Origin of the sequence: Algoriphagus sp. 4150, from assembly GCF_031457395.1 — a bacterium.
Classification (GTDB): domain Bacteria; phylum Bacteroidota; class Bacteroidia; order Cytophagales; family Cyclobacteriaceae; genus Algoriphagus.
In genome coordinates, this window is record NZ_JAVDWS010000028.1 from 14,566 (window position 1) to 37,975 (window position 23,410).

General features: G+C 43.6%; 21 protein-coding genes. 6 read left to right on the forward strand and 15 right to left on the reverse strand.

Features of this window, described 5'->3' with window-relative positions:
• Nucleotides 1-62: 62 nt before the first annotated feature.
• The 12 genes from J2X69_RS22430 to J2X69_RS22485 all read right to left on the reverse strand — a co-directional run bounded on the left by J2X69_RS22430 (nt 63) and on the right by J2X69_RS22485 (nt 14,331).
• Nucleotides 63-293, reverse strand: coding sequence for a VF530 family protein (locus J2X69_RS22430; RefSeq protein WP_310108359.1), 231 nt, complete (start codon nt 291-293; stop codon nt 63-65).
• Between the two features lie 258 nt (nt 294-551).
• Nucleotides 552-938 carry a VOC family protein gene (locus J2X69_RS22435; protein WP_310108361.1) on the reverse strand — a complete coding sequence of 129 codons (387 nt, stop codon included), beginning with the start codon at nt 936-938 and terminating at the stop codon, nt 552-554.
• A gap of 382 nt (nt 939-1,320) precedes the next feature.
• Nucleotides 1,321-2,268, reverse strand: coding sequence for a TIM barrel protein (locus J2X69_RS22440; RefSeq protein ID WP_310108363.1), 948 nt, complete (start codon nt 2,266-2,268; stop codon nt 1,321-1,323).
• Nucleotides 2,269-2,364: 96 nt separating this feature from the next.
• Nucleotides 2,365-3,879 (reverse strand): Gfo/Idh/MocA family oxidoreductase, encoded by a 1,515-nt coding sequence (locus tag J2X69_RS22445; RefSeq protein ID WP_310108366.1) that lies wholly within the window; start codon nt 3,877-3,879, stop codon nt 2,365-2,367.
• 119 nt (nt 3,880-3,998) lie between these two features.
• Nucleotides 3,999-4,880, reverse strand: a complete 882-nt coding sequence (locus J2X69_RS22450) for a Nif3-like dinuclear metal center hexameric protein (RefSeq protein ID WP_310108368.1) — start codon at nt 4,878-4,880, stop codon at nt 3,999-4,001.
• A gap of 114 nt (nt 4,881-4,994) precedes the next feature.
• Nucleotides 4,995-5,642, reverse strand: a complete 648-nt coding sequence (locus J2X69_RS22455; RefSeq protein ID WP_310108370.1) for a hypothetical protein — start codon at nt 5,640-5,642, stop codon at nt 4,995-4,997.
• A 342-nt stretch (nt 5,643-5,984) separates the two neighbouring features.
• On the reverse strand, nt 5,985-6,746 hold the full coding sequence (locus J2X69_RS22460) for an SDR family oxidoreductase (RefSeq protein ID WP_310108372.1): 762 nt from the start codon (nt 6,744-6,746) through the stop codon (nt 5,985-5,987).
• A 4-nt stretch (nt 6,747-6,750) separates the two neighbouring features.
• Nucleotides 6,751-8,469, reverse strand: coding sequence for an IlvD/Edd family dehydratase (locus J2X69_RS22465; RefSeq protein WP_310108374.1), 1,719 nt, complete (start codon nt 8,467-8,469; stop codon nt 6,751-6,753).
• Between the two features lie 540 nt (nt 8,470-9,009).
• Nucleotides 9,010-10,317, reverse strand: coding sequence for a UDP-N-acetylglucosamine 1-carboxyvinyltransferase (gene murA / locus J2X69_RS22470; protein WP_310108376.1), 1,308 nt, complete (start codon nt 10,315-10,317; stop codon nt 9,010-9,012).
• Nucleotides 10,317-10,985, reverse strand: a complete 669-nt coding sequence (locus tag J2X69_RS22475; protein ID WP_310108378.1) for a DUF4290 domain-containing protein — start codon at nt 10,983-10,985, stop codon at nt 10,317-10,319. Before J2X69_RS22475 ends, murA begins: the two co-directional genes overlap by 1 nt.
• 67 nt (nt 10,986-11,052) lie before the next feature.
• A complete protein-coding gene (locus J2X69_RS22480) occupies nt 11,053-13,320 on the reverse strand; it encodes a UvrD-helicase domain-containing protein (RefSeq protein WP_310108381.1) in 2,268 nt (755 codons plus the stop codon).
• Nucleotides 13,321-13,491: 171 nt separating this feature from the next.
• Nucleotides 13,492-14,331 (reverse strand): lysophospholipid acyltransferase family protein, encoded by an 840-nt coding sequence (locus J2X69_RS22485; protein ID WP_310108383.1) that lies wholly within the window; start codon nt 14,329-14,331, stop codon nt 13,492-13,494.
• 124 nt (nt 14,332-14,455) lie between these two features.
• Between J2X69_RS22485 and J2X69_RS22490 the strand changes: the two genes are divergently transcribed.
• The 4 genes from J2X69_RS22490 to nadD are packed head-to-tail and all read left to right on the forward strand — an operon-like array spanning nt 14,456 to nt 16,491.
• Nucleotides 14,456-15,052 (forward strand): sigma-70 family RNA polymerase sigma factor, encoded by a 597-nt coding sequence (locus J2X69_RS22490; protein ID WP_057939486.1) that lies wholly within the window; start codon nt 14,456-14,458, stop codon nt 15,050-15,052.
• 17 nt (nt 15,053-15,069) lie between these two features.
• Complete coding sequence (locus tag J2X69_RS22495) at nt 15,070-15,342, forward strand: anti-sigma factor (protein WP_310108386.1); 273 nt, start codon at nt 15,070-15,072, stop codon at nt 15,340-15,342.
• 2 nt (nt 15,343-15,344) lie between these two features.
• Entirely contained in the window at nt 15,345-15,920 is a 576-nt protein-coding gene (gene gmk / locus J2X69_RS22500; RefSeq protein WP_310108388.1) for a guanylate kinase, read from the forward strand.
• A gap of 4 nt (nt 15,921-15,924) precedes the next feature.
• Nucleotides 15,925-16,491, forward strand: coding sequence for a nicotinate (nicotinamide) nucleotide adenylyltransferase (gene nadD / locus J2X69_RS22505; protein ID WP_310108390.1), 567 nt, complete (start codon nt 15,925-15,927; stop codon nt 16,489-16,491).
• 78 nt (nt 16,492-16,569) lie between these two features.
• Here the strand turns inward: nadD and J2X69_RS22510 are convergent, their stop codons facing one another.
• Nucleotides 16,570-17,160 (reverse strand): porin family protein, encoded by a 591-nt coding sequence (locus tag J2X69_RS22510; RefSeq protein WP_310108391.1) that lies wholly within the window; start codon nt 17,158-17,160, stop codon nt 16,570-16,572.
• A gap of 879 nt (nt 17,161-18,039) precedes the next feature.
• On the opposite strand from J2X69_RS22510, the gene J2X69_RS22515 reads away from it, so the two are divergent.
• Nucleotides 18,040-19,821 (forward strand): glycoside hydrolase family 15 protein, encoded by a 1,782-nt coding sequence (locus J2X69_RS22515; RefSeq protein WP_310108394.1) that lies wholly within the window; start codon nt 18,040-18,042, stop codon nt 19,819-19,821.
• A 16-nt stretch (nt 19,822-19,837) separates the two neighbouring features.
• Here J2X69_RS22515 and J2X69_RS22520 read toward each other — a convergent pair whose 3' ends face one another.
• Complete coding sequence (locus J2X69_RS22520) at nt 19,838-19,990, reverse strand: hypothetical protein (protein ID WP_310108396.1); 153 nt, start codon at nt 19,988-19,990, stop codon at nt 19,838-19,840.
• An 88-nt stretch (nt 19,991-20,078) separates the two neighbouring features.
• On the opposite strand from J2X69_RS22520, the gene J2X69_RS22525 reads away from it, so the two are divergent.
• Entirely contained in the window at nt 20,079-20,972 is an 894-nt protein-coding gene (locus J2X69_RS22525; RefSeq protein ID WP_310108398.1) for an N-acetylmuramoyl-L-alanine amidase, read from the forward strand.
• A gap of 208 nt (nt 20,973-21,180) precedes the next feature.
• Here J2X69_RS22525 and J2X69_RS22530 read toward each other — a convergent pair whose 3' ends face one another.
• A complete protein-coding gene (locus J2X69_RS22530) occupies nt 21,181-23,355 on the reverse strand; it encodes a bifunctional alpha,alpha-trehalose-phosphate synthase (UDP-forming)/trehalose-phosphatase (protein ID WP_310108400.1) in 2,175 nt (724 codons plus the stop codon).
• Nucleotides 23,356-23,410 lie beyond the last annotated feature (55 nt).

The following is a 23,410-nucleotide window of genomic DNA, read 5'->3' on the forward strand; positions in this document are numbered from 1 at the left end:
GGCACAAACCTGAAATCTTTGATCCTCTTTCTCACTTGTTCATTTCCGATTAGAAAATTTGATCACTTCTTCTTGGCATCACGCAACGACTTGAGGTACAATCCTTCTACCCGCTCTCTGGCCCAAGGTGTTTTTCTAAGAAATTTCAAGCTGGAATTGACGGAAGGGTCGTGAGTGAAGCAGCGTATGGTAATGCGCTCACCAAGTTCTTCCCAGCCGTAAAATTCGACCAAATGCGCGACTATATCTGCGAGTTTGATTCCGTGGAGGGGATTGTTGGGTTGGAGATCCAATGGGGAATTTGAAATGGTGGATTTAAAATTACACAAATTGTCTCTTTAAATGATTTTCAGCAGCTCTAAAATGTGGCTTGATCGTATTCTCATTTTTTAATGAGTTAATCCATTAGGTCTTCAGTCATCGGTCTTTTATCTCCTTATAGAATGACATGTCCTCTTTTCTCAGCTATTAGGTTGAAGCATCATAACATTTTGGTTAACACTAGCGAATTCGCAACTTCCGTCACCCGTCTTCCGTCATCCGGCATTCTTTCATTTCCGCTCTATCAAATCCCAGAGATTTCCATACAAATCCTTAAAGACTGAGACTGTTCCGAAGGCTTCTTCCGTTGGTTCCCGGATAAATTCCACACCTTTTGCAGAGTAATTATGATAATCCCTGTAGAAGTTGTCTGTGTATAAAAAGAGAAAAACCCTGCCACCGGCTTGAAAACCAATTTGATTGCGCTGTAGCTCATCCGCAGCTTTGGCAAGAAGCAATTGGCAGTCCGACCCGGGTGGGCAAACCCGTACCCAGCGTTTGACATCGCTAAGATGCGTGTCTTCAACCAGCTCAAACCCCAGAATTTGGGTATAATATTCAATAGCCTCATCGTAATCCCGTACTAAAATTGCGATTTGCCCGAGTTGTTGTTTCATGTGTTTATAATTGTTTTTCAGAGGTCACCCCGATTAATCGGGGCAGGCTATGGAATCTCACATGGCTGATAATCATTCCAGTGTGTGTCGTCTTCCACAGGCTCGATTTCATAGTCAAAATAGGCTAAATCCTGCCATAATCGGAAGACCAATGAAATATTTACGAAGGTTTTTCTGAAAATCTTTTTTAACCGAGGTGTCCGCGGGGTTTTGCATAGAGAACACAATTCTGTTTGAAGAACCGGGACTGGCTACTGAGATCTAATTAATAAGGGTTAATCACTGGCCAATAATCACAACTTGCTTATCACTTTTTATATCAACCGGTTAATCCAGCTCCTGATTTTTACTTTCTTCCTAGTTTGTGAGTCTGGGTCCTTAATTACCCTTCTTTTGAGAGTGCGCTTCTCACATTTTCAAGCTCGATTCGGATTTCTTCAATGCTTTCCCACTCCCGGCCTTCTTCTCCATGCTCAATCCCCACATATTCATGGAAATCATGTGCCAGCACAAGTTTCATCATTTTCGAATAGTCCAATGGAGATTCGTTGCCCATGTCATCCCATACTGTTGGCTTTAGGCTCACCCCTTTTGCCTTCGGCATCAATTCATCTACACCACGATAGGAATCATAGGAAATGGCTTTTCCATCTTCATTGGCTATACGGAAATTTCCGAAATCAGGAAGTGTCCCGGCTCTGGGATGATCAGCCTTTTCGATCATCTCCGCCAGCCATTTTCCATTGCTTGAAAAGCCACCATGATTTTCTATCAAGACATTGATGCCAAAGCCATCTGCGAATTCGCAGAGCTCGTGTAAGCCTGCACTGGCAAGATCGCTTGAAGTTTTATAGTCTTGCTCAGAGGTGCTCCAAGGTACGGAAGAGTAAGCATTTACCCGGATTGAATGACAGCCTAGAAATTTGGCAGCTTCCACCCATTTTTTGTGATTCTCCACAGTTTGAGTTCGCTCTTCAGCAGTTGCCGCACCCAGCATGCCTTCACCGTCACACATGATCAAAACAGATTTGACTCCCTCGCCGGCTGCCCGGGTTTTCATTTCCTTCAGATAAGCCATGTCTTTGGCTTTGTCTTTGAAAAACTGATTAACATATTCTACTGCTTCGATTCCGGCCTTTTTGGTGAGAATGGGGAAGCCCAAGTGATCCATTTTTCCGGAGAAGAGCTGTTTGTTCAGCGACCATTCCGCAAGGGATATCTTAAAAAGAGGATCGACTTTAATTGATGAAAAAGCCATTTGTGGTATACCTAGGCCAATTGTAGCTGTGGCGAGCCCAGCTGATTTGAGGAAGGTTCTTCTGGTATTCATGTTTATTTTGGGATATAGAGTGAACTGATTTTCAAAAGATGATGAATAAATGGTTGAGCTGTCCTCCTTTCTGAAAACTGCCTATTGAATACTTCCTTATATCTCCCAGCCTTGTCTATATTCTCTAGTTAGGAATTTGTTTGCGTCTTTATGATTGGTAATTTCCAAAGCGGAAGCATCAAAATCCACCTTTTTTCCAGATCTCAAAGCTACTGCGCCAAGATTGATGGTATCTGTGATGGTCTGCGCTCGGATGAAGCTGCCAGGCGTTTGCTTTCCTGATTGAATTGCTTCTACCCATGCTGAGGTATTTCTCTCTACACCGGCAGAATCGATTCTCTCGGATTCCGGTCGACTGGCCATTTTGCTTTCCGGAAGTAGCACAGGGTTTTCTCCTCTGAATCCTCCTAATATTTTGCCTTTGGTTCCCACTATCATCAATCCTTCATCAGGCGTGTCTTTGTTATCTACTTCCAGTTCCTCCGGAGCGAATGGCTTCATGCCCCCGTCATACCAGATTAGGTCAAAAGCAGGTAGTGTAGTTTGTTCCGGGAATTTCCATTTGATCATGCAGCTGGCAGGGAAAGCCACATCATTGTTCACCCATTGATAGACACCGTTTATTTCCTCGCGACTGGTAGTTCCGTATGCCTTGGCGCTTAGAGGAGAATTGCTGATGCCTAGGGTTTCGAATAGCGGGAAGAGACTGTAATGTCCCATATCTGCCACCGAACCTCCACCGAAATCATACCAGCCCCGGAAGACATTGTGCGTGTAGTTTTTGTGGTAATCCATTTTGGGAACAGGTCCCAACCATAGATCCCAATTAAATCCTGCGGGAATGGTTTCGAAACCGGAAGGCCGCTGAGTCCATTGTTGCCAAACCGGTCTATAGGACCAATTGTGTATTTCTTTTAATTCTCCAATTAAGCCGGAATCCATCCATGCTTTAATTTGGCGGTATTCCGGTCGGTCTGACCAAGCAAGCAAGTGCGTGATCACGTTACTTGATTTAGCTTTTTCTATCACTTTCCTTCCTTCCAGAAGTCGATTGGAAATAGGTTTGTGAGTCACTACATGTATTCCGTTATTCATCGCTGCTATAGCGATAGATGCATGCGTATGATCCGGTGTCATTACTTTGACTGCATCTATTCCTTTTTCCCGTGCAAAAAGCTCCCGAAAATCCTCATAGGATGTGCATCCACTGTAAGTTCCGGAAGGGATATTTTTTGAATAGTATTTTTCTACATAGGCTTGGCCAACGTCTCTTCCCCCCGCAATTCCTTTGACTTTACTCCACCATGTATCATCACCGAGTGTTTTTCGAATGTCATCCCGGATACCATAAGGAGACCAGTCAATGTAGTTTTCCGAGTATTTATTCACATCACAAACGGAGACTACCCTAACTTTCGGATTTTGTAATAGCTCTCCCATTTCCCGCAGACCTTGTGTACCGCAACCAATATTTGCAACAGTGATCTGATCGGAAGGGGGGATTTTCCCAAGCCCGGCGATCACATTGGATGGGACAATAGAAATAGATGCCGCTACTGTGGCTGCGGAGCCAAGGAATTCTCTTCGATTCAAATTCTTTATGGGGGCCATAGTTGAGTTCGACGTGTTAGGTTTTTAATTTACCAAAGCTGAATCTGATTCCAAAGAAATTTTTATTGTGTGGTGATAGTGTAAAATGTTCTATGGGTTTATTCTGTTCTAGGGATTACTTATTTTACCAGTAGGGAATTCCCTGAAGGAATATGAAATACAGGGACTCCCTCAGCGTTTTTTCTAATCCACTCTGCCATAAACTCGGATCCGCCCTCTTCACTTGCCGAGTGGCCAATGATAATCAATCCGAGTTTTTCTCCCATTTCATTTGCATTTCGAACGTATTCAGGTGTTTCCCATTCAGGGCTTTCTCCACAGATCAACACATCCGGTTTTTCTTTCATAATCAGCTCGATTTGTCTTCTTCCACCAATTGCTCCCGGAAGGAGGAGTATTTTGGTTGCTTTTTGCGAAAGGTCACCCACGTAGCGAAGAGCCGGTACGTTCATTTTGGTTTTTACATGTGAAATCAAATCGCTAAGCGTAGTTTCAGGGAGATTCAAAACAGCGTTTCCTTGGTAATATTCTTCCCAACCCAATTCTTTTACCACTCCTACCTGTACTCCGTCGATTTTGAGACTATGGATATAATCGTGATTTCGCCAAACTGCAATTCCATGTTCATCAAGAAGCTTTCGTTTGAATTCGTAGATAGGGTCATTGTCAAGCCAAGTAGTTTCATCCAGATGATTATAAAAAGTAGGTTCATGGGCAATAATGAAATTTGCATTGAGCTCAATGGCTTTTCGGATTACTGTAATCGTGGCAAACATGGTGGTGACAATGCCTGTGACGACTTGGTTTTTGTTCCCCGATTTCAAGGTATCCACTGTCTGGGGCAAAGGAGCATCAGGCACCTGCGCGATGAATAAGTCCATGATTTCGCCTACTGTGAAATTTTTTATCGAAGCGGAAAAAGCTGTAAATGGATTGACAATCAATCCTGCTCCGGCAAGTAGACCGGACTGTTTGATGAAATTTCTTCTGTTTGATTTCATGCTGAAAAAGAGGGTTTATTTTGGGAAGTCTTTGGGTTTCAATTTAGGGTAAAGAGATAAAAAAAAAGCCGTTTGATATATGGCAAACGGCTAATTTTAAAGTTTGTAGGTTGGTTAATTCACAGATATATTGGAAAACCAGATTGTCTTCTGCCCCTCTTGATTTGCATGGGTGGTTGCCAGTTTGATCGGGCCAAACTGTTCTACATTTTCCCAGGTGAATGGTCTGCCTTCTGCTCCATTTCCTCTGCGGAAGACCCATTCCAAAATCATGTTGTTTTCGTCCAAATAAAGATCGTATGCATCTCCCGGAGTATAGCCATCGGCACCATTGTACACGATAGTCAACTTAGTTGAGCTGATTCCGGAGATCGGAGTTGGGACATTTTCCTCCGTTTCATAGTCATAGCCGGAATCCCAAGCCAACTGAAACGGGTACATCATCCAATACTTATCATTGATAAATCCTTTGTCTGCCTCAGGCAGAGAGTCGGCCGGCATATCCAGACTATACGTGTAGCTGGTGTCAGGGGTGGCATAATAAACCGTCCGGTCTTTTATGTTCCACTTCCAATCTCTAGTCATCACATTCACAGAGTCACGCTGCACATTCCAGGTATAGGCTATGGAATTGACCTTGTCAAATTTGTCAAAGCCATAGGCCATCGCGACTTTCATTGGCAAGGTGTCCGGTGTCGTTTCTTTAGGTTGGCAAGCCTGCAAAATGCAGACAACCAGCAGAATGAAGGTGAGGTGTTTCATGGCTTCGGTTTTTTATAAAGTTAACAGACTTAGAATTCAGATTGGTTTTTCACCTGTTTTTTTTCCTTCTGACATTCAACCAGGGCTTGCTGATAAACCGTTTGCATCAAAAATGGATTAATCATTCAATAGGATAGCTTTTGATCTATTATTGGCGTTTTTCAGCATGCCCCAACTAGTTGCTGCGTCATTAGTGCGGATTGAAAGCATGAATGATTGTTTTCCGCAAAATAAAAATACCTTAAAGGGCTCCTCGTTTTTTACCCAGTCAAATAAACTCCGCTGCTTGACATCCTTTTCCTTTGGGTGCTGCCAGTGTATGATCACATAGTTGGATTTTTCTCAAGTATAAGGAGAAGGGCTGACACAGGTCCAGCCTCCGTCGATGATCAGTGTTTGTCCGGTAATATGTCGAGCTTCATCGGAGACCAAAAATGCTGCGGCATTTGCTATGTCTTGAGCTGTAGCGGGCCTTCCCAAGGGAGTGAGCTTCGACCAAGTAGCTTCATAGTCAGGGTCAAGTGTTGTTCTGGCGGTTACAGTGGCTCCGGGGGCAATGGTGTTCACCCGAATCTTAAAAGGAGCAAGTTCCAGTACCAAGTTTTTTGCGAGCATCTCTATTGCCGCTTTGCTCATAGCATAAGCAGCGAGATTTTCGTGGCTTTGGTGGGCTGTGACGGATGAAGTGAAAAGCAATGCCCCTCCATTGGGCTGGTCCTTCATGACTCTTGCGGCAGCCTGGGCCAGAAAGAAAGTTCCGACCTGATTGACCTGCGTCACTTCCATAAAGTCTTCTCTGGAGTACTCCAAAAAAGCCCCGAAAAGTGTGATCCCCGAATTGGCAACCACAATATCCAGGGAGCCAAAATTGCTAAGTGCAGCTGCGATTAGCGCATTGATTACATCTTCCGAACCGGCATCACCGGGAATGGCATGTGCGGATACGCCATGCACATGGCTTATCCGCTTGCATGCTTCGGTGATCAAACCCTCTTCCAGATCATTTAATATTAAATTGATGCTTTGTGCAGCGAATTTCTCGGCGATCGCCAATCCAATTCCCTGCCCTGCTCCTGTGATAATGGCGACTTTTTGAGGTTTCATGTTGTTAATGCGAATCCCGTTTTACTTCAGATCCAGAACTTCCCTGAAGGAAATCAAAATCCACTCCGTCGTGAGCCTGATTTACTTTGTCCAAGAAAAGATTGACATATCCTCGCTCGTAGGGTAGATTCAGTGGCTTAAATACCGCCCTTCTTTTTTCGAATTCCTCATCAGAGATCATGAGATTCAGTGTTCTTGCAGGTACATTTAGTTCGATCATATCACCAGTCTGGACAAATGCCAAAGGGCCTCCGATGGCCGATTCAGGAGACACGTGCAGAATAACCGTACCGTATCCTGTACCGCTCATTCTTCCGTCAGAAATACGTACCATGTCTTTTATGCCTTTTTTGAGTAGCTTTTCCGGTAGCCCCATATTCCCTACTTCCGGCATTCCCGGATAGCCTTTTGGCCCGACATTCTTCATCACCATCACACAGGTTTCATCTATGTCCAGATCAGGAGAATCAATTCTTGCTTTGTAATCGTCAATATTTTCAAATACTACTGCCCGCCCTGTGTGGGTCAATAAACTAGGCGTCGCCGCAGATGGCTTGATCACAGCTCCATTTGGACACAGATTGCCTTTCAGAACTGCTATCCCCGAATCGGGCTTGATGGGATTTTCGAAGGTGCCGATAAGATTTCTATCGTAGCATTCGGCTTTTTCAATGTTTTCACCGATTGTTTTGCCATTCGCCGTGATAGAATCACGGTGCAGGTGTCGCTCTATTTCTTTCATTACTGCAGGAAGGCCTCCCGCATAAAACAAGTCTTCCACCCAGTGCTCTCCCGAAGGCTGTACATTTGCAATCAGTGGGATAATGGATGAGAATTTATCAAAATCAGTCAAATCAATGTCGACTCCGATTCGCTTGGCAATGGCTGTAAGATGTAAAATAAAATTGGTAGACCCTCCCAAAGCGGCATTCACCATGATTGAGTTCTCGAATGCCTTGCGAGTCAAGATTTTACTCATTTTCAGGTCTTCATTCACCATCTCCACGATGCGCATGCCGGTCATGTGAGCCAATACCTTTCTTCGGGAATCAGCAGCAGGTATCGTAGCATTGTCCGGAAGTGAAAGGCCAAGTGACTCTACCATACCTGCCATGGTGGATGCTGTTCCCATAGGAGCGCAATGGCCTACAGAGCGTGACATTGCTGCTTCAGCCTCTATAAACTCTTCTTGGGACATTTTGCCGAGTTTGAAATCCTCTGCAAATCTCCATACATCTGAAGTCCCTATTTTCTTGCCTTTATATCTCCCTACCAACATTGGTCCGCCCGAAAGAACGATAGCGGGCAAATCCACAGAAGCCGCTCCCATGACAAGTGATGGGGTGGTTTTATCACAGCCACACATTAGAACTACACCGTCCATAGGATTTGCACGGATGCTTTCCTCCACATCCATACTGGCTAGATTGCGGAAAAGCATCGCAGTAGGCTTTACGGAGCATTCTCCCAAAGACATCACAGGGAATTCTAAGGGAAAGCCGCCTGCTTCCCAAATTCCACGCTTTAGTGCTTCTGCCAGATCTCTGAAATGTGCATTACAGGGAGTAAGCTCAGACCAGGTGTTGCAAATTCCGATTACAGGCTTGTCTCCTTCAAATAAATGGTGGGGAAATCCCTGGTTCTTCATCCAGGAGCGATATATAAATCCGTCTTTTCCGGTGCGTCCGTACCAGTCTTGGCTACGGAGTTTTTTCTTTGACATAATAGGTTGTTTTGGCTTATCGAGCCAGAATTTACCAAAAATTTCGAAAAGGAAAGAAATGAAAGAATATTGACGGTGAATTTATTTTGAGTACAAATAGTGTTTTCCTTGCTTAGGAAAGCTAATTCTTGATTGCTGAATCAGGATTTCTTGCTATCTGCCTGATAGAGTGGAGGTAAAGGGTGTGCGAAGGTCAGTTGTTGTATTCGTGGAGCATTTTGATAAAGTTCAAAAGGAAAAACATCCATGAATTTTCATTCCACAAGCGGGGATGAAGGTTCAGATTAGATTCAACTTTCAGAGAAGCAGGATAACAAGGAAGCAGGTTCGATGTAAAAAAAAATCAGTCTCTAGCAATCGGGGTAAGTGTTAAGAAAACGCTGCGGATTCAGCACGATCTACTTACCATATCATTTGTGTTCGCGAATGCCTACGGGTAAATGTCTCAGTTGGCCAACTATGATCTCTGTGAATATACATAGGCTTTAAAAAAAGAGGGCTCTGAATCCAGAACCCTCTTTCACTAGTATAATACTGTTTTTATGAGATTCTCTCGATATCTGCTCCCAAAGCCCGCAGTCTCTCGTCAATGTTTTGATACCCTCGGTCGATCTGCTCGATATTGTCGATGATGGATGTTCCGCTAGCCGAAAGTGCTGCGATCAGCAATGCTACTCCTGCACGGATATCCGGGGATGTCATTCTGATTCCCCTTAGCTCCGTCTTTCTGTCCAAACCGATTACTGTGGCTCTATGAGGATCACAAAGGATGATCTGAGCGCCCATGTCGATCAGTTTATCCACAAAGAACAATCGGGATTCAAACATTTTCTGGTGAACCAAGACCGTTCCTTTGGCCTGGGTAGCCGTCACCAAAACGATACTGAGCAAATCGGGGGTAAATCCGGGCCAAATGGCATCTGCCACAGTAAGGATGGAACCATCGATAAAGGTTTCTATTTCGTAATGCTTCTGAGCGGGAACGAAGATATCATCACCTCTAAACTCCAACTTGATGCCCATTCGTCGGAATGTTTCGGGAATGATCCCAAGACGCGGAATTTGACAGTCTTTGATCGTGATCTCTGACTGAGTCATGGCAGCAAGGCCGATAAATGATCCGATTTCGATCATATCGGGAAGCATTTTGTGGGTAGTTCCCCCGAGTTTATCCACTCCTTCAATAGTGAGTAAGTTCGACCCTACTCCGGAGATTTTTGCACCCATGCGGTTTAGCATGTCGCAAAGTTGCTGAAGGTAAGGCTCGCAGGCAGCATTGTAAATGGTCGTAGTACCTTCTGCCATTGCGGCAGCCATTACGATGTTCGCCGTGCCTGTCACCGATGCTTCATCAAGAAGCATGTAGCAACCTTTCAGGTTTTTTCCATCGATGTGGAAAATTTCATTTTTTGCGTCATAGTTGAATTTGGCACCGAGTTTCTGAAATCCGGTGAAGTGGGTATCCATCCTTCTGCGGCCAATTTTGTCTCCGCCGGGCTTAGATAGTTTCCCTGTACCAAACCTTGCCAGAAGAGGGCCAAGAAGCATTACTGAGCCTCTTAGTGCTGAAGCTTTTTTTAAAAAATCTTCCGTTTCCATGAAGTCAAGGTTGACTTCATCAGCTTGGAAAGTGTAGGTTTCCGGACCTTCTTTGGTGACTTTCACCCCCATGTCTCCCAATAGCTCAATGAGCTTATTGACATCGACTATGTTAGGGATTTTGGTTATGGTAATTTTCTCTGCGGTGAGTAGCACTGCGCAAAGAATCTGTAGTGCTTCGTTTTTTGCTCCCTGGGGAATTATCTCGCCTTTAAGCTTAATTCCACCATTGACCCGAAATGAACCCATTAATTTCTACGTTTTTTATTGTGACCGTTATTTGGGCGACGCTTAACGCTGTGATTTGACCGCTTATTTTTGCTGTTGGTGCGTTCTTCTTGAAGAGGCGGTTTGAAATCACGGTGTGTATTGGATTCAAATAAGCCATTTTCTTTCACCTTCTCCAGGTCGATGTGCAATTTGCCTTTGGATAACGTCTTGATGTCGTCCAAAATTATGGCATCATCAAAATTTTCCCTGTTCCAGGTAGAGTGGAAGCTTCGCATCAGCTGGCCTATGAAAATAATCGCAGCTTCCTGCTCCTCATCATCTTCCAATTTGATAGCACCTTCGATTAGTTTCTCTATGTTTCGACCGTAGTGCTTGAATCTGACTTCACCTTTAGGGTAGCCGATAGGAAGAGGTTTTTTGCCTAGCAATTCCTTCTCCGGCATAGGGAAAGGAGCGTCCACTTCCAGCTTGAAATCCGACATGATGTACAAGTCGTCCCAAAGCTTTTGGTCATTCTCCTGTTTGATGGTGGGATTCAACTGCTTGATGATTTCAATTACAGTATATGCGCTTTGGGTACGCTTATCACGATCCTCAATCGCCGTGATATGATCAACGAGGCGTTGAATGTTTTTGCCGTATTCTTTCAAAATGAGTTTTTGTTTGTCTGGTTCAAAGTGCTCCATAATGCTTCCCCTATTTTGCGCTAATTAAGGTAATGAAAAAATTACCAAAAGGCAGGGGAGCAAGTGATTAGTCTATAATTCTGAGCTTCGCAAAGCTAAGTAATAAAGTCTTCTCGCCAAAATGCTCGAATTGAATCGTTGCTTTTCGGTTAATTCCTTCTGTTTCAATCTTTATAACTTTGCCAAAGCCAAACTTCGGATGCTCTACCAATTGCTCGGCTTGGAGATTGTTTGTATTTGAAGGCTTGAAATCAGGGCTTGGCGTATGTAGTTTCATTGCCGTTGGCATCCTGGTTTCCGGTTTCTTCTTGATGCCTATGTATCCCGAAGACTCTGATGTTCCCGGCAGTCCTTCTTTTCGGAAGGCACCTGACATTTCTTTTGATGCGACTCGTTTGTTTACCTTGATGCAGTCCGGAGAGACTTCTTCCAAGAACCTGCTTGGCTCACAATTCAGTAATCTTCCATATCGGTATCTGGTCAGTGCATAGGTGAAATAAAGTTTGTCCATCGCCCTGGTGGTGGCGACGTAGAACAACCGTCTTTCCTCTTCCAGATCTTCTCTGCTCTGCATCATCATCTGAGAGGGAAATAAATCCTCTTCCATGCCTACCACAAAGACCTGCTTAAACTCCAGACCTTTTGAGGAGTGGATAGTCATCAGCGTGATGGCATCGGTCATGTCCTTGTCCCTGTCATTATCGGTGAGCAGGGCGATTTCCTGAAGAAAAGAGCCTAAACTTTTGTCTTCATTCTCTTCGTTGTCCACATATTCTTTGATCGCGTTAAGCAATTCCTGGACGTTTTCATACCGGTTTAGTCCTTCTATGGTTTTGTCTTCATAGAGCTCACGCAATAGCCCACTTTGCTTGGCGATACTGCTGGCTGCTTCGAACGCATCCTTTCGCTCTACCTCGATCTTAAAGGCTTTGATCATCGTGGCAAAGTCATCCAATTGACTCGCTGCTCTGCCTCCTATGAAGCTGTGCGCATTCTGCACGACTTCCCAGAGCGGCATGTCATGATCAAATGCCGCTACCAAAAGCTTGTCCACCGAAGTATCACCAATCCCGCGTTTGGGATAATTCACTATTCTCTTGAAAGCCTCCTCGTCCACCGGGTTTACGGTGAAGCGCATGTAAGCCATCAGATCCTTGATTTCTTTTCTTTGGTAGAATGAAAGTCCCCCGACGATCTTGTAGGTTAGATTGAGTTTTCGGAGCGCCTCTTCTATCGCTCTGGACTGAGAGTTGGTTCTGTAGAGGATGGCGAAATCACTGTTGCTGAGCTGTTTGGTGTTTCTCTCTTCGAAAATAGTGGAGGCTACGATTCTTCCTTCTTCACTATCAGTACTTGCTTTGACCAATTCGATCAGGTCTCCATCTCCGTTTGAAGTCCAGACGTTTTTTTTGAGCTGCGCTTTATTTTTATCAATAATAGAATTGGCAGCGTCTACTATCGTTTTGGTAGAGCGGTAGTTTTGCTCCAGTTTCACCACAAATAAATCCGGATAATCCTTCTCGAAATTCAGAATGTTTTGGATATCGGCTCCCCGGAATGCATAGATACTTTGTGCATCGTCACCTACCACACAGATATTTTGATGAACGGCAGCCAGTTTCTTCGTGATCAGGTATTGGGAAAGGTTTGTATCCTGAAACTCATCCACCATCACATAACGAAAACGCTGCTGGTATTTGTTCAGCACGTCGACGTGGTCACGGAATAGGATATTAGTATTGAAAAGCAAGTCGTCAAAGTCCATGGCACCTGCTTTGAAAAGCCTGTCTTGATAGCGCTGGTAGATTTCACCCATTTTGGGCTTCATGGCTGCTTCGTCATCGGCTTTCACAAACGGGTCGTCCTGATACACTTTCCAGGAAATTAGCCGGTTTTTGGCTCCGGAAATTCTGGAAAGCACTGCGTTGGCTTTATACACCTTGTCGTCTAGGCGCATTTCCTTTACTATCGTGCGGATAAGCGATTTGGAATCATCGGAATCGTATATGGTGAAATTGGAGGGGTATCCAATTTTCGGTGCTTCCACTCTCAGGATTTTTGCAAAAACGGAGTGAAATGTCCCCATCCAGGTATTTCTGGCTTCCAAGCCTGCCAATGATTCAATTCTGTGGCGCATTTCTGCTGCCGCTTTGTTGGTAAATGTCAGCGATAGAATATTAAAGGCATCTACACCTTTGGCATATATCAAATGGGCGATGCGGTAGGTGAGTACACGGGTTTTGCCTGATCCCGCTCCCGCGATGATCATCACCGGTCCATCCGTATGCTCTACAGCCAGTCGCTGCTCCGGGTTTAAACTTTCGAGGTAATCCATTTTATTTGAAGCAAGATGCTAGATAGCATTAAGTAGCTAGTATCAAGATTTTAGATTCAAGAGTCAAGAAGTGAGAAACAATGACTCAAATACAAAGATTCGAGAAAGGACATGTATTAAAGATAAGTAGTATTGGAGAACTTAAATCTTCCAATTTTTTAATTAATAAATTTAAATTCTCCAGCGCTTGTGACTCCATAGGTATAGATCCGGCTGTGCACGGATATTGTCTTCCAGCCTTCGGCAAAATTCATCCGTAATACTATGCGGAGCATGGTCAGCGTAAGGTGGAGCGGCCAGCGGTGAGAATTCAAACCTATAATGTCCACGTTTTATTTTGCTCATTGTTCCAAAGAAAACGGGGAGGTCCATTTTTTTGGCCAAAATCTCTCCACCTTCGAAAAACAAGGCAGGTCTATTCATAAACTCCCGGGTATAGCGAGTGTCTGATACAGGAGGTCTTTGATCGGCAGCTAGATGTACTATTCGGGGAGTATTTCTCATCGTGATCATGCTGCGTCTAAAGGTGCTTTTCTCGGTCATTATTCCACCAAAATGAGTTCTGATCGCAAGCATGAGTTTGTTGAAGAAAACGTTGTTCAGCTTGAGATAAACGGTTTCTGCGGTCACTTCAGTATTCAGTGCCACTCCCAGAATTGCCATTTCCCAGTTAAATACATGACCGGCCATCATCAGGGAACTTTTACCGTTTCTGACAGGATCATCGACCATATGCTGATTGATCACTTGAAATCTTTGCTTGAGTTCTTTTTCTGAAATAGTCAGCATTTTGATCGTCTCGGCGAAAAATGCATCGGTGAAGTTTCGGTAAAATTTATTTCTTATCTTTTTTCTTTCTTCGGGAGTTTTATCAGGAAAAGCATAGCGTAGATTCTCGTCAATCACATTTTTGCGGTAGCTGATGACATACCTGGCTATAAGATAAAGCAGATCTGAAAACAGGTATAGAACAGGCAAAGGAAGCCTTGAAAGCAGTCTAAAGAAAAACATATCGGTATATCGCTGGGAAATCTGTGGCTGAAGAGAGCCAAACTATGCAACAAAATAAACGAAATCGCCTGAATTCTTCCCAATTCCTAGTTATAAATTCACCCAATCATTACTTTTGGGACTTATGTCGGAAGTTCAGCGCAGAAAATATTCTCAGGAAGAGAAAAATGCCATCTTCGATGGGGAGTTTATGCCACACATAGACTCAATGTACAATTTTGGCTACAGGCTCACCTTCGATGAAGATGATGCCAAAGATCTTGTGCAGGATACTTACCTGAAAGCCTATCGGTTTATCAACTCATTTGAGCAGGGTACGAATGCAAAGGCTTGGCTTTTCAGAATTTTGAAGAACAGCTTCATCAATGAGTACAGAAAGAAATCCAAACAACCTACGAAGGTAGATTATCAGGAGGTTGAAACTTATTACAACTCGGATGATGTTCACTACCAAAGTACTAGCGATCTCAGAGCAGAATCTGTCAAGGATATGCTCGGTGATGAGATATCAAATGCCCTAAATAGCCTTGCAGTGGATTTTCGTACAGTGATTATTTTGTGCGATTTGGAAGGATTCACCTATGAGGAAATGGCCAAGATTCTGGATATTCCTATCGGTACGGTGAGATCCAGATTGCACCGCGCAAGAAATCTTTTGAAAGAGAAACTTCAAGGATACGCCCACAATATGGGATACAATACGGACGAAGAGGAGGAATAATAACGAATAATTACCCCATGGAAATGAATGATAAACCATCTGGAGAGCGAAAGATGCAATGCAGTGACGAGAGCAAATGCTTCGAATTGCTAGAAAGTATTTTGGACGGAGACCTGAAAAATTCCGGTAAGGAAGTCTTGGAAGAAAAATTAGCCAAGTGCCAACCGTGTTTTGAACATTACCACTTGGAACAAGCTATCCGTGATGTATTGAAAACTAAATGCACCAAACACGCTGTGCCCACTGAGTTGGCGGACTGTATCCGTCAGAAGATTCAGGATATTAAATAGCCATGACAACATCAGGTAAGGCCATTATTTTTTCTGCCCCATCAGGATCAGGGAAGACTTCTTTAGTGAAGCATCTGATCCAAACCATCCCAAATTTGGGATTTTCTATTTCTGCCTGTACACGGGACAAGCGGGGGCGACATGAGGTTCATGGTAAAGATTACTATTTTCTCTCTCAGGAGGAATTTATAAAAAAAATAGACGAGGATGCATTTATTGAGTGGGAGGAGGTCTATGCAGGCAACTTCTATGGTACACTCAAAGAAGAAATCCAACGGATATGGGACTCCGGCAAAGCTGTGATTTTCGATGTGGATGTGAAGGGTGGACTTGCCCTGAAAAAATACTTTGGAGAGCAGGCATTGGCAATTTTTGTAAAGGTACCCAGTCTCGATGTACTGGCTGAGCGATTAAATGATAGAGGTACGGAATCCGAAGAATCTCTTTCACGCCGCTTGTTCAAAGCTGAATTTGAGTCGAAGTTTGAACCGCAGTTTGATGTTACCGTTGTGAATGATGACTTTACGAAATCCAGTGCGGAAGCCGAATACTTGGTCAGCGAATTTTTAGCCCGCTAGTGCTGTGAAAATCGGTCTGTACTTCGGTTCCTTCAATCCCATCCATATTGGTCATCTGATTATTGCCGATACCCTACATGACCGTACTGATTTGGATCAGGTGTGGTTTGTGGTCAGCCCACAGAATCCCTTGAAGAAACGGCAGTCGCTAATTCATGAATTTGACCGATTGCGCATGGTGGAGCTTGCAATAGAGGATAATTTTCAGTTTCGGGCCTCGGATGTGGAGTTTGCCATGCCCAAGCCAAGCTATACCATAGATACCCTAGCATACCTTACCGACCAGTATCCACAGCACCGGTTTTGTTTGTTTTTGGGTTCGGACAATCTCACCCAGCTCAAACGCTGGAAGAACTATCAAACAATCTTGGACAACTATGAGATTTTCGTTTATCCACGTCCGGGTGAAATGAAGTCCTTTGAGCATCCGAACATCAAGCTGATCGATGCACCATTGCTGGATATTTCAGCAACTTTTATCCGTAAATCCATTATCGAAGGCAAGTCTGTCAAATATCTGCTTCCCGATGGAGTGGCGGATTATATCCGGGATAAGAAGTTGTATGTGTAGGGTTTCAGATAATAACTCCAAAGATTTTCACTTAGCCCTTCTCTATCCTAAATTCAATTCTTTGGAAAATGGCGTGTTTTAGAACGTTTTCCCAATGCTCAATTTTAATCCTCTGTTGTAAATTTCTTCGGATATTTCGCTGATGTTTATAAATCCGTGTTCGTATGTGGTCTGCACATTTATTCCTGCCCCTAGCTCCACCCCTATACCGATCACGCCAGCTAGATCAGCATCTTTCCACAATTCCCGAACTTCGCTTCCGTTGACAGTTACTTTATTTCCGTTGTTGTCTAAAATGACAGCCGAGGAGATCATAAGTGAAGGTTGAGCCCCTGCAAGTAGGTAAAACATGTTTCCTGTATTAATTTTTAGAAGAAGTGGAAGATCCAGGTATCCATTTCTCAAGATGGATGTGGAAGATCCATCACGCGCTTTAGCGCCTTTGTTGGCATATTGCAGTCCGGCATCAAAGCTTAGTGATTCGGATAGTGCAAAAGAGGCATATCCGCCTGCATGAAAGCCAATTCTGATCTTAAGGTCATCATTTTTAGCATCATCCCCGCCTAGAGTAGTGAAGCTCGGGCCAGCTCTAAGCCCAAATTGAACGTTCTGTGCATACAGAGAAGAAGCTGCTAACAGCATCAGTGTGAATAAGAAAATTTTTTTCATTTGTAGTTATTTTAGGCTGACTAAATATTAAAGTAAAAATATGGTTTATGCAACCAATTTTTGCTTTTAATTTCCACATAGGTGTATAAGGTTGCTGTTAGAGTCCCAAAGCCAAGCTTCACCTAGTTCCATTTGCCTATATCATTGGCCAATTTCATTGTATCTGGTTTGGTTATTTTAGGTTAGGGGATACTTATCTTATCACTATTGAGCATCCGAATATCAAGCTGATCCATGCGCCATTACTGGATATTTTAGCAACTTTTATCCGCAAGTCAATCTTGGGAGGCAAGTCTGTCAAATACCTGCTTCCCGATGGAGTGGCGGATTATATCCGGGATAAGAAGTTGTATGTGTGAGTGTTGGATTGGCCTGAAATGTAAAAAGTACACTTTGAATTAGGTTTTGGTTTTTTTTAAACTAAATCTTGTGATTAAATAGGATAATAGCGAGCTTGACAGAGGATCTTTGATTATTCTTGAGATTTTAACGCTATTATGGAGGCTAGATTTCTTTTATTCATTTGTACAATAGCTGTTTTCTGTTGTTGCTGCTCCTCGAAGAAAGCTGATGGAAATGTTTACTTCACAGAAGATGATTTGCCTTCGCCTATTGAGCTAGTTGGGGAAAAATATAAGATTCCGGAAATATTTTGAACCAATACCAGCTAGACTATCCACTATCGGGCTTTGCGGTGGATGAAGAAAACAGAGCTATCTATGGGGTATCAGTGGATCGGGAGCCGAATCTGGTAAGGTTTGATTATTAACTACTTTTCAAAACTTCATTAAGGGACAGGATTTTTGCATTCCGTCCCCTTTTTTGCTTTCTTGAATCCTGACCCACTAGCCTAGCTTTTCAATTTCAAACCTGACCTTAATGAAAAAACATACCTATGGAAGTGGGGTGATTGGTAACTGCGCCTATATCGCCCATGTGGAACTGGACACGAATATCAGCTGGATGTGTCTGCCAAGATTTGATTCTGACTTTATTTTTGGGGGAATGCTGGACAGGGAGAAAGGTGGAGAGTTCACTGTTCACCCGGAATCTGATGACTTTACATCATCCCAGGCTTACTTGGAAAATACCAATATCCTGAAAACCACAGTAGTGTCAGGTGAGGATTGTTATTCAGTGACTGATTTTGCGCCAAGATTTAAGAACTTTGACCGCTACTACAAGCCGCTCATGCTGATCAGAAAGATCGAAGCGGTCTCAGGTTCCCCAAAAATCCTTATCAAATGCCAGCCTGCCGCCGAGCGGGGTGCTAAATTGCTAAAATCCAGCATGGGGAGCAATCATATCCGTTTTATGAATGTGGATCAGGAACTTAGGCTTTCGACCAATGCTCCCTTGAGCTACATTATAGATGAGAAGGCATTTTCTTTGAATAAGCCGGTTTACCTAGTGTTAACCTACGGCAGACCTTTGGAAGCAGCGATTGATACTACCTGTGAACGTTTTCTTCAAGCGACTACTTCTTACTGGCAGGAATGGGTGAAATCCACCAGTATTTTTAATTTTCATCAAAAACTCGTGCTTCGTTCTGCGCTGATACTGAAGATCCACCAGTACGAGGACACAGGTGCAATCATCGCAGCTTCTACTACAAGCCTTCCTGAGTCTCCGGGGTCTACCCGGAACTGGGATTACCGTTACTGCTGGATCCGCGACAGCTATTATACCTTGACTTGTTTCAATAGTTTGGGGCACTTCGAGGAGCTGGAGAAGTATTTTGAATTTATCCACAACTTAAAAACCGGCCCGGATGGCCGCTATCAGCCGCTATATTCGATCACGGGAGATTCATTGTTGACAGAAGAAATCTCCGAGCTTGACGGTTATTTGGGTAATAAACCTGTTCGCTTTGGAAATCAGGCATATACACATATTCAGAATGATCTATACGGTCAGGTTTTAGTTTCCTTATTGCCTCTTTATTCTGATCAGCGCTTTACGGAAGAGGAGAGAAGTAGCTCAAAACCGATGATTATAAATTTGCTTGATAAGATCGAAGCAACTATGAATGAGAAAGATGCTGGGCTTTGGGAATTTAGAAATCTGGCGCAGGAGCATTGCTATACGTTCTTATTTCACTGGGCTGGGGCATGTGCAGCTGCCAAAATCGGGACTAGACTGAAAGATGATAAGCTATACCAAAAGGCGATTATACTGAGAGACATGGCAGCCGCCAAAATCGAAGAATGTTATCTTCCCGACAGGAAAGCCTACGCACAGGCTATAGGATCCACGTATATGGATGCCTCTACGCTTCAATTGATCACGATGGGGTATTTCGGAAATGATCTGGAGCGGGCAAATGATCACCTCAAAGCATTGGAGGAGGAGCTTTTAGCAAAGGATTTCTTATTCTATCGATACAAGCATATGGATGATTTTGGTGTGCCTGAGACCACTTTCTTGATCTGTGCATTTTGGTACATAGAAGCTTTGGCGTGTGTGGGCCGATTGGATGAGGCTGTGGAAGGATTTGAGACGCTGGTGAAGTATTGCAATCACCTACAGCTGTTCTCTGAAGATGTAGATCAGAAGACGGGGAGCCAATGGGGCAATTTCCCTCAAGCATATTCCCACGTCGGCTTGATGAATGCAGCTTTCCGGATCGGGAAAAAACTGGACAGGCCTAATTTCTTGTAATTAAACTTCCCGCAGATTATCGCTGATAAATTTCGCTGATCTCCGCTGATTTAGCACTGATAAAACGCGCAGATTCCCGAAGATAATTTCCAAAGAATATCAGACTAAAGTATTGTCCTGCTTTTGAGTTGTCCTGCTTCTCCAGAAGCAGGACTTGTTTTTTTTGCATCTTGCCCCACTATATGGTTTTTCTGCAGCTGGTTTTCAGACTTAGTACAATACTTGTAGCTTCAAATCTTGGTTAACTATTTATCCCCATGGGTTTCACTAGAATCACATCTGCTGTTTTATTGATTTTTACGATCATAGCTTTTGCTTCATGCTCAAAAGACATCTATCGAAAGAACAACAAAGCACATAAAAAAGCTGTAAAAGAAGTCACGGCTTTCATCCAAGAAATCCCCAAAACTAAAGCTGAACTTAATTACGACACATTGAGTATCAGCGATGAGTGGGTAGGAACTACCAACTTCGGGATCCGTAAGCCAAACTATGTGATTATCCATCATACAGCTCAGGATTCGTTGGCTCAAACACTTGCTACTTTCACGCTCAGCAGAACTCAGGTGAGTTCACATTATGTGATAGGCAGAGATGGTGAGATTGTGCAGATGCTGAATGATTACCTACGCTCTTGGCATGCAGGAAAAGGGCGGTGGGGAAATGATACCGATCTTAATTCCTCCTCTATTGGTATTGAGTTGGATAACAATGGGAGCGAGCCCTTCACTACGGCACAAATCGAGAGTTTATTGGTGCTACTGAAGCGGTTAAAGTGGAAATATGGGATTCCCACTGCCAATTTTATCGGTCATTCGGATATAGCTCCCTCGCGAAAAGTGGATCCTAGCATCTACTTCCCATGGAAAAAGCTGGCAGAAGAGGGGTTTGGATTGTGGTATGATGAAGAAGTGGTTTTTCCGGTGTTGGGACATCAGGAGAATGTATTTTATCCGATTGAGACGACTGATTCCTTACAGGAAAACAGACTGGATCCTGTTCTCGCTCTTAGAATTATCGGGTACGATGTGCGTGATGCCAAAGCGGCAATTCGATCTTTTAAACTCCACTTCATCCAGCGGGATGTAGATTCGGAATTGACAGAAACGGATAAACGAATTCTGGATAATCTGTATAAGAAATATCTATAGATTTTAACCGCAGTGGTCGCGGAGGGTGGCGCAGAGAACACAGTTTTTATTTAGGTATTTGCTTGAATCTTCGTCCCTTTAAAGACACATGGAATAAATGTGGATTTAATCATTCTCTAAAGATCCCTTAGGTATGGATCAGTTATCAGACAAATGAAAAAAGGGCGGAAAAAAATCCGCCCTTAAACTATTCGTTGAAACGCTGGTGTTAGGACGTTAATTTCTGAAGTAACTGCCTTACTTGCCTGAATGATTTGATATTGTAATTGGCCTGAGTGTATGCATAGCCTACACGGATGGAATAGGCATTTTTCGGCATAGCTTTGAAGGTGTCTTCATCAGTCCAGTCATCACCGATTGCCAATACAAAATCGTAATCTACCCCTTTCATCATCGCTGTGGCAGCACGTCCTTTGTTGATGTCCGGACGTTTGATTTCCAGAACCATATTTCCTTCCAACACCTGAAGATTATACCCTCTTGCCATGTACTTCAGATGACTGAAAAGCTCACGCATCCGAAGGTCTCCAAGACCGCTTTCTACTTTCCTGTAGTGCCACACCAATGAATGATGTTTCTCTTCTATAAATGCTCCTGGAGTTCGCAATACGTAATACTCCATCACTTTTCTGATATCATCTTTCCAGCCGTCTTCGACTTCTGCATATAGCTCCCAATCCCCTTGATTCTCTTTTCTTTTCACCCAAACGCCATGCTCGGCGATCATGTCTATATTCTGACCGTCAAACCATTTGCCGAGCGTATCCTTGTCTCTTCCTGAGATGATCACGACCTGTGCGCTGGAGCTTAGATCAGCGACTATTTCCTTCAATTCTGAATCTGGAACGGCTTTTTGCGGATCTGAATGAAAGCCGGTCAAAGTGCCGTCATAGTCTAGGAATAAAACAGCATTTTTAGCTTTTTTGAAGCTTGCCTCGATTTCATTCATCACCTTGGCATCCACGTCCTTGGAAGTAAGTTCTTCCTGCTTTTTCTTCACATGATCCAGTCGATCCATAAATACTTTCACCCACTGGAATACATCATATTTTTTAAGGCTTTCCTGCATGCTGCTCATTCTTGCAATCTGTTCTACCTGAGGCATAGATAATGCGTTGAATATGGCATCTACTACGCCCTGCCTGTCATTAGGATTTACTAGAATCGCATCTTGAAGCTCCTTGGAAGCCCCTGCCATTTCTGAGAGAATCAATACACCTGTCTGATCAGTTTTGCTCGCCACAAATTCCTTGCACACCAAGTTCATCCCGTCACGCAATGGAGTTACGAGCGCGATGTCTGACATATTATAGAATGCACTGAGCTCTTCGAATGGAAAGCTACGGTAGAAGTAATGCACAGGCACCCAGTTGAGAGTGGAGTACTCACTGTTGATTCGACCTACCAAGAGGTCAATTTCTTCTTTTAGTTCTTTATACGACTGTACTTTATCCCGACTGGGAACTACGATCATGATCATGGACACCTTGCCGTGAAGCTCCGGATGCTGTTCCAGCAATTGATTGAATGCTTGGATGCGCTGAGGGATCCCTTTCGAATAGTCGAGACGATCAATGGTAAGGAGCAGTTTTTGATCTTCCACTTGTTTGCCAAATTCTTCTACAAAACGTAGCGTTCGTTTACTTTTGGCCTGCTTCGCAAACTTGTGGTAATCAATTCCCATAGGAAATGAATCCACATTGATAATTCTATTCTCCGCCTGAATGTAGCCGCTTTCACTGGAGAGACCTGTGATTCTACCCACTGCACTGAGGAAGTGGCGCATATCGTCATAGGTATGAAAGCCGATTAAATCTGCTCCGCATACACCTGTAAGCAGTTCCTTTCTCCAAGGAATCATCCGAAGGATTTCGTATGAAGGAAAGGGTATATGTTGGAAAAATGCAATGGTAGCGTTTGGAAGTACTTCCCTTAGCATTTGCGGAAGCAAAAGCAATTGATAGTCATGAATCCAGATAGTGTCGTCCGGCCCGGCTTTTTTCAGGATGGCATCACAAAATTTCTGATTTACCCGCACATAAGCCTCCCAGTGCTCGGGGTTATAGACCATATATTGGGTGAAATAGTGAAATGCAGGCCAAAGTGTCTCATTGCTGAATCCTTCATAAAACTGCTCTATATCTTCCTTAGAAAGGAAGACGGGGGCCATTTTAAGTTCATGAAGTTCGAGGATGATTTCTGCCCGCTGTTCGGGATCATCCACGGTATTTCCCGGCCAGCCAATCCAAATATTCTCCCCCTCTTTGTAGATAGAGCCTAGGCCAGTGGCCAATCCTCCGGCACTTGGTTTGAATTCAAATCGGCCATTTCGGTGTCTTAGACTGATGGGAAGGCGATTGGAAACGATAATGGTTTTTGACATAAACGGATTAGTTTAAAAACGGGAAAAGGAAAAATCCTATTCGAAAAGGTGATAA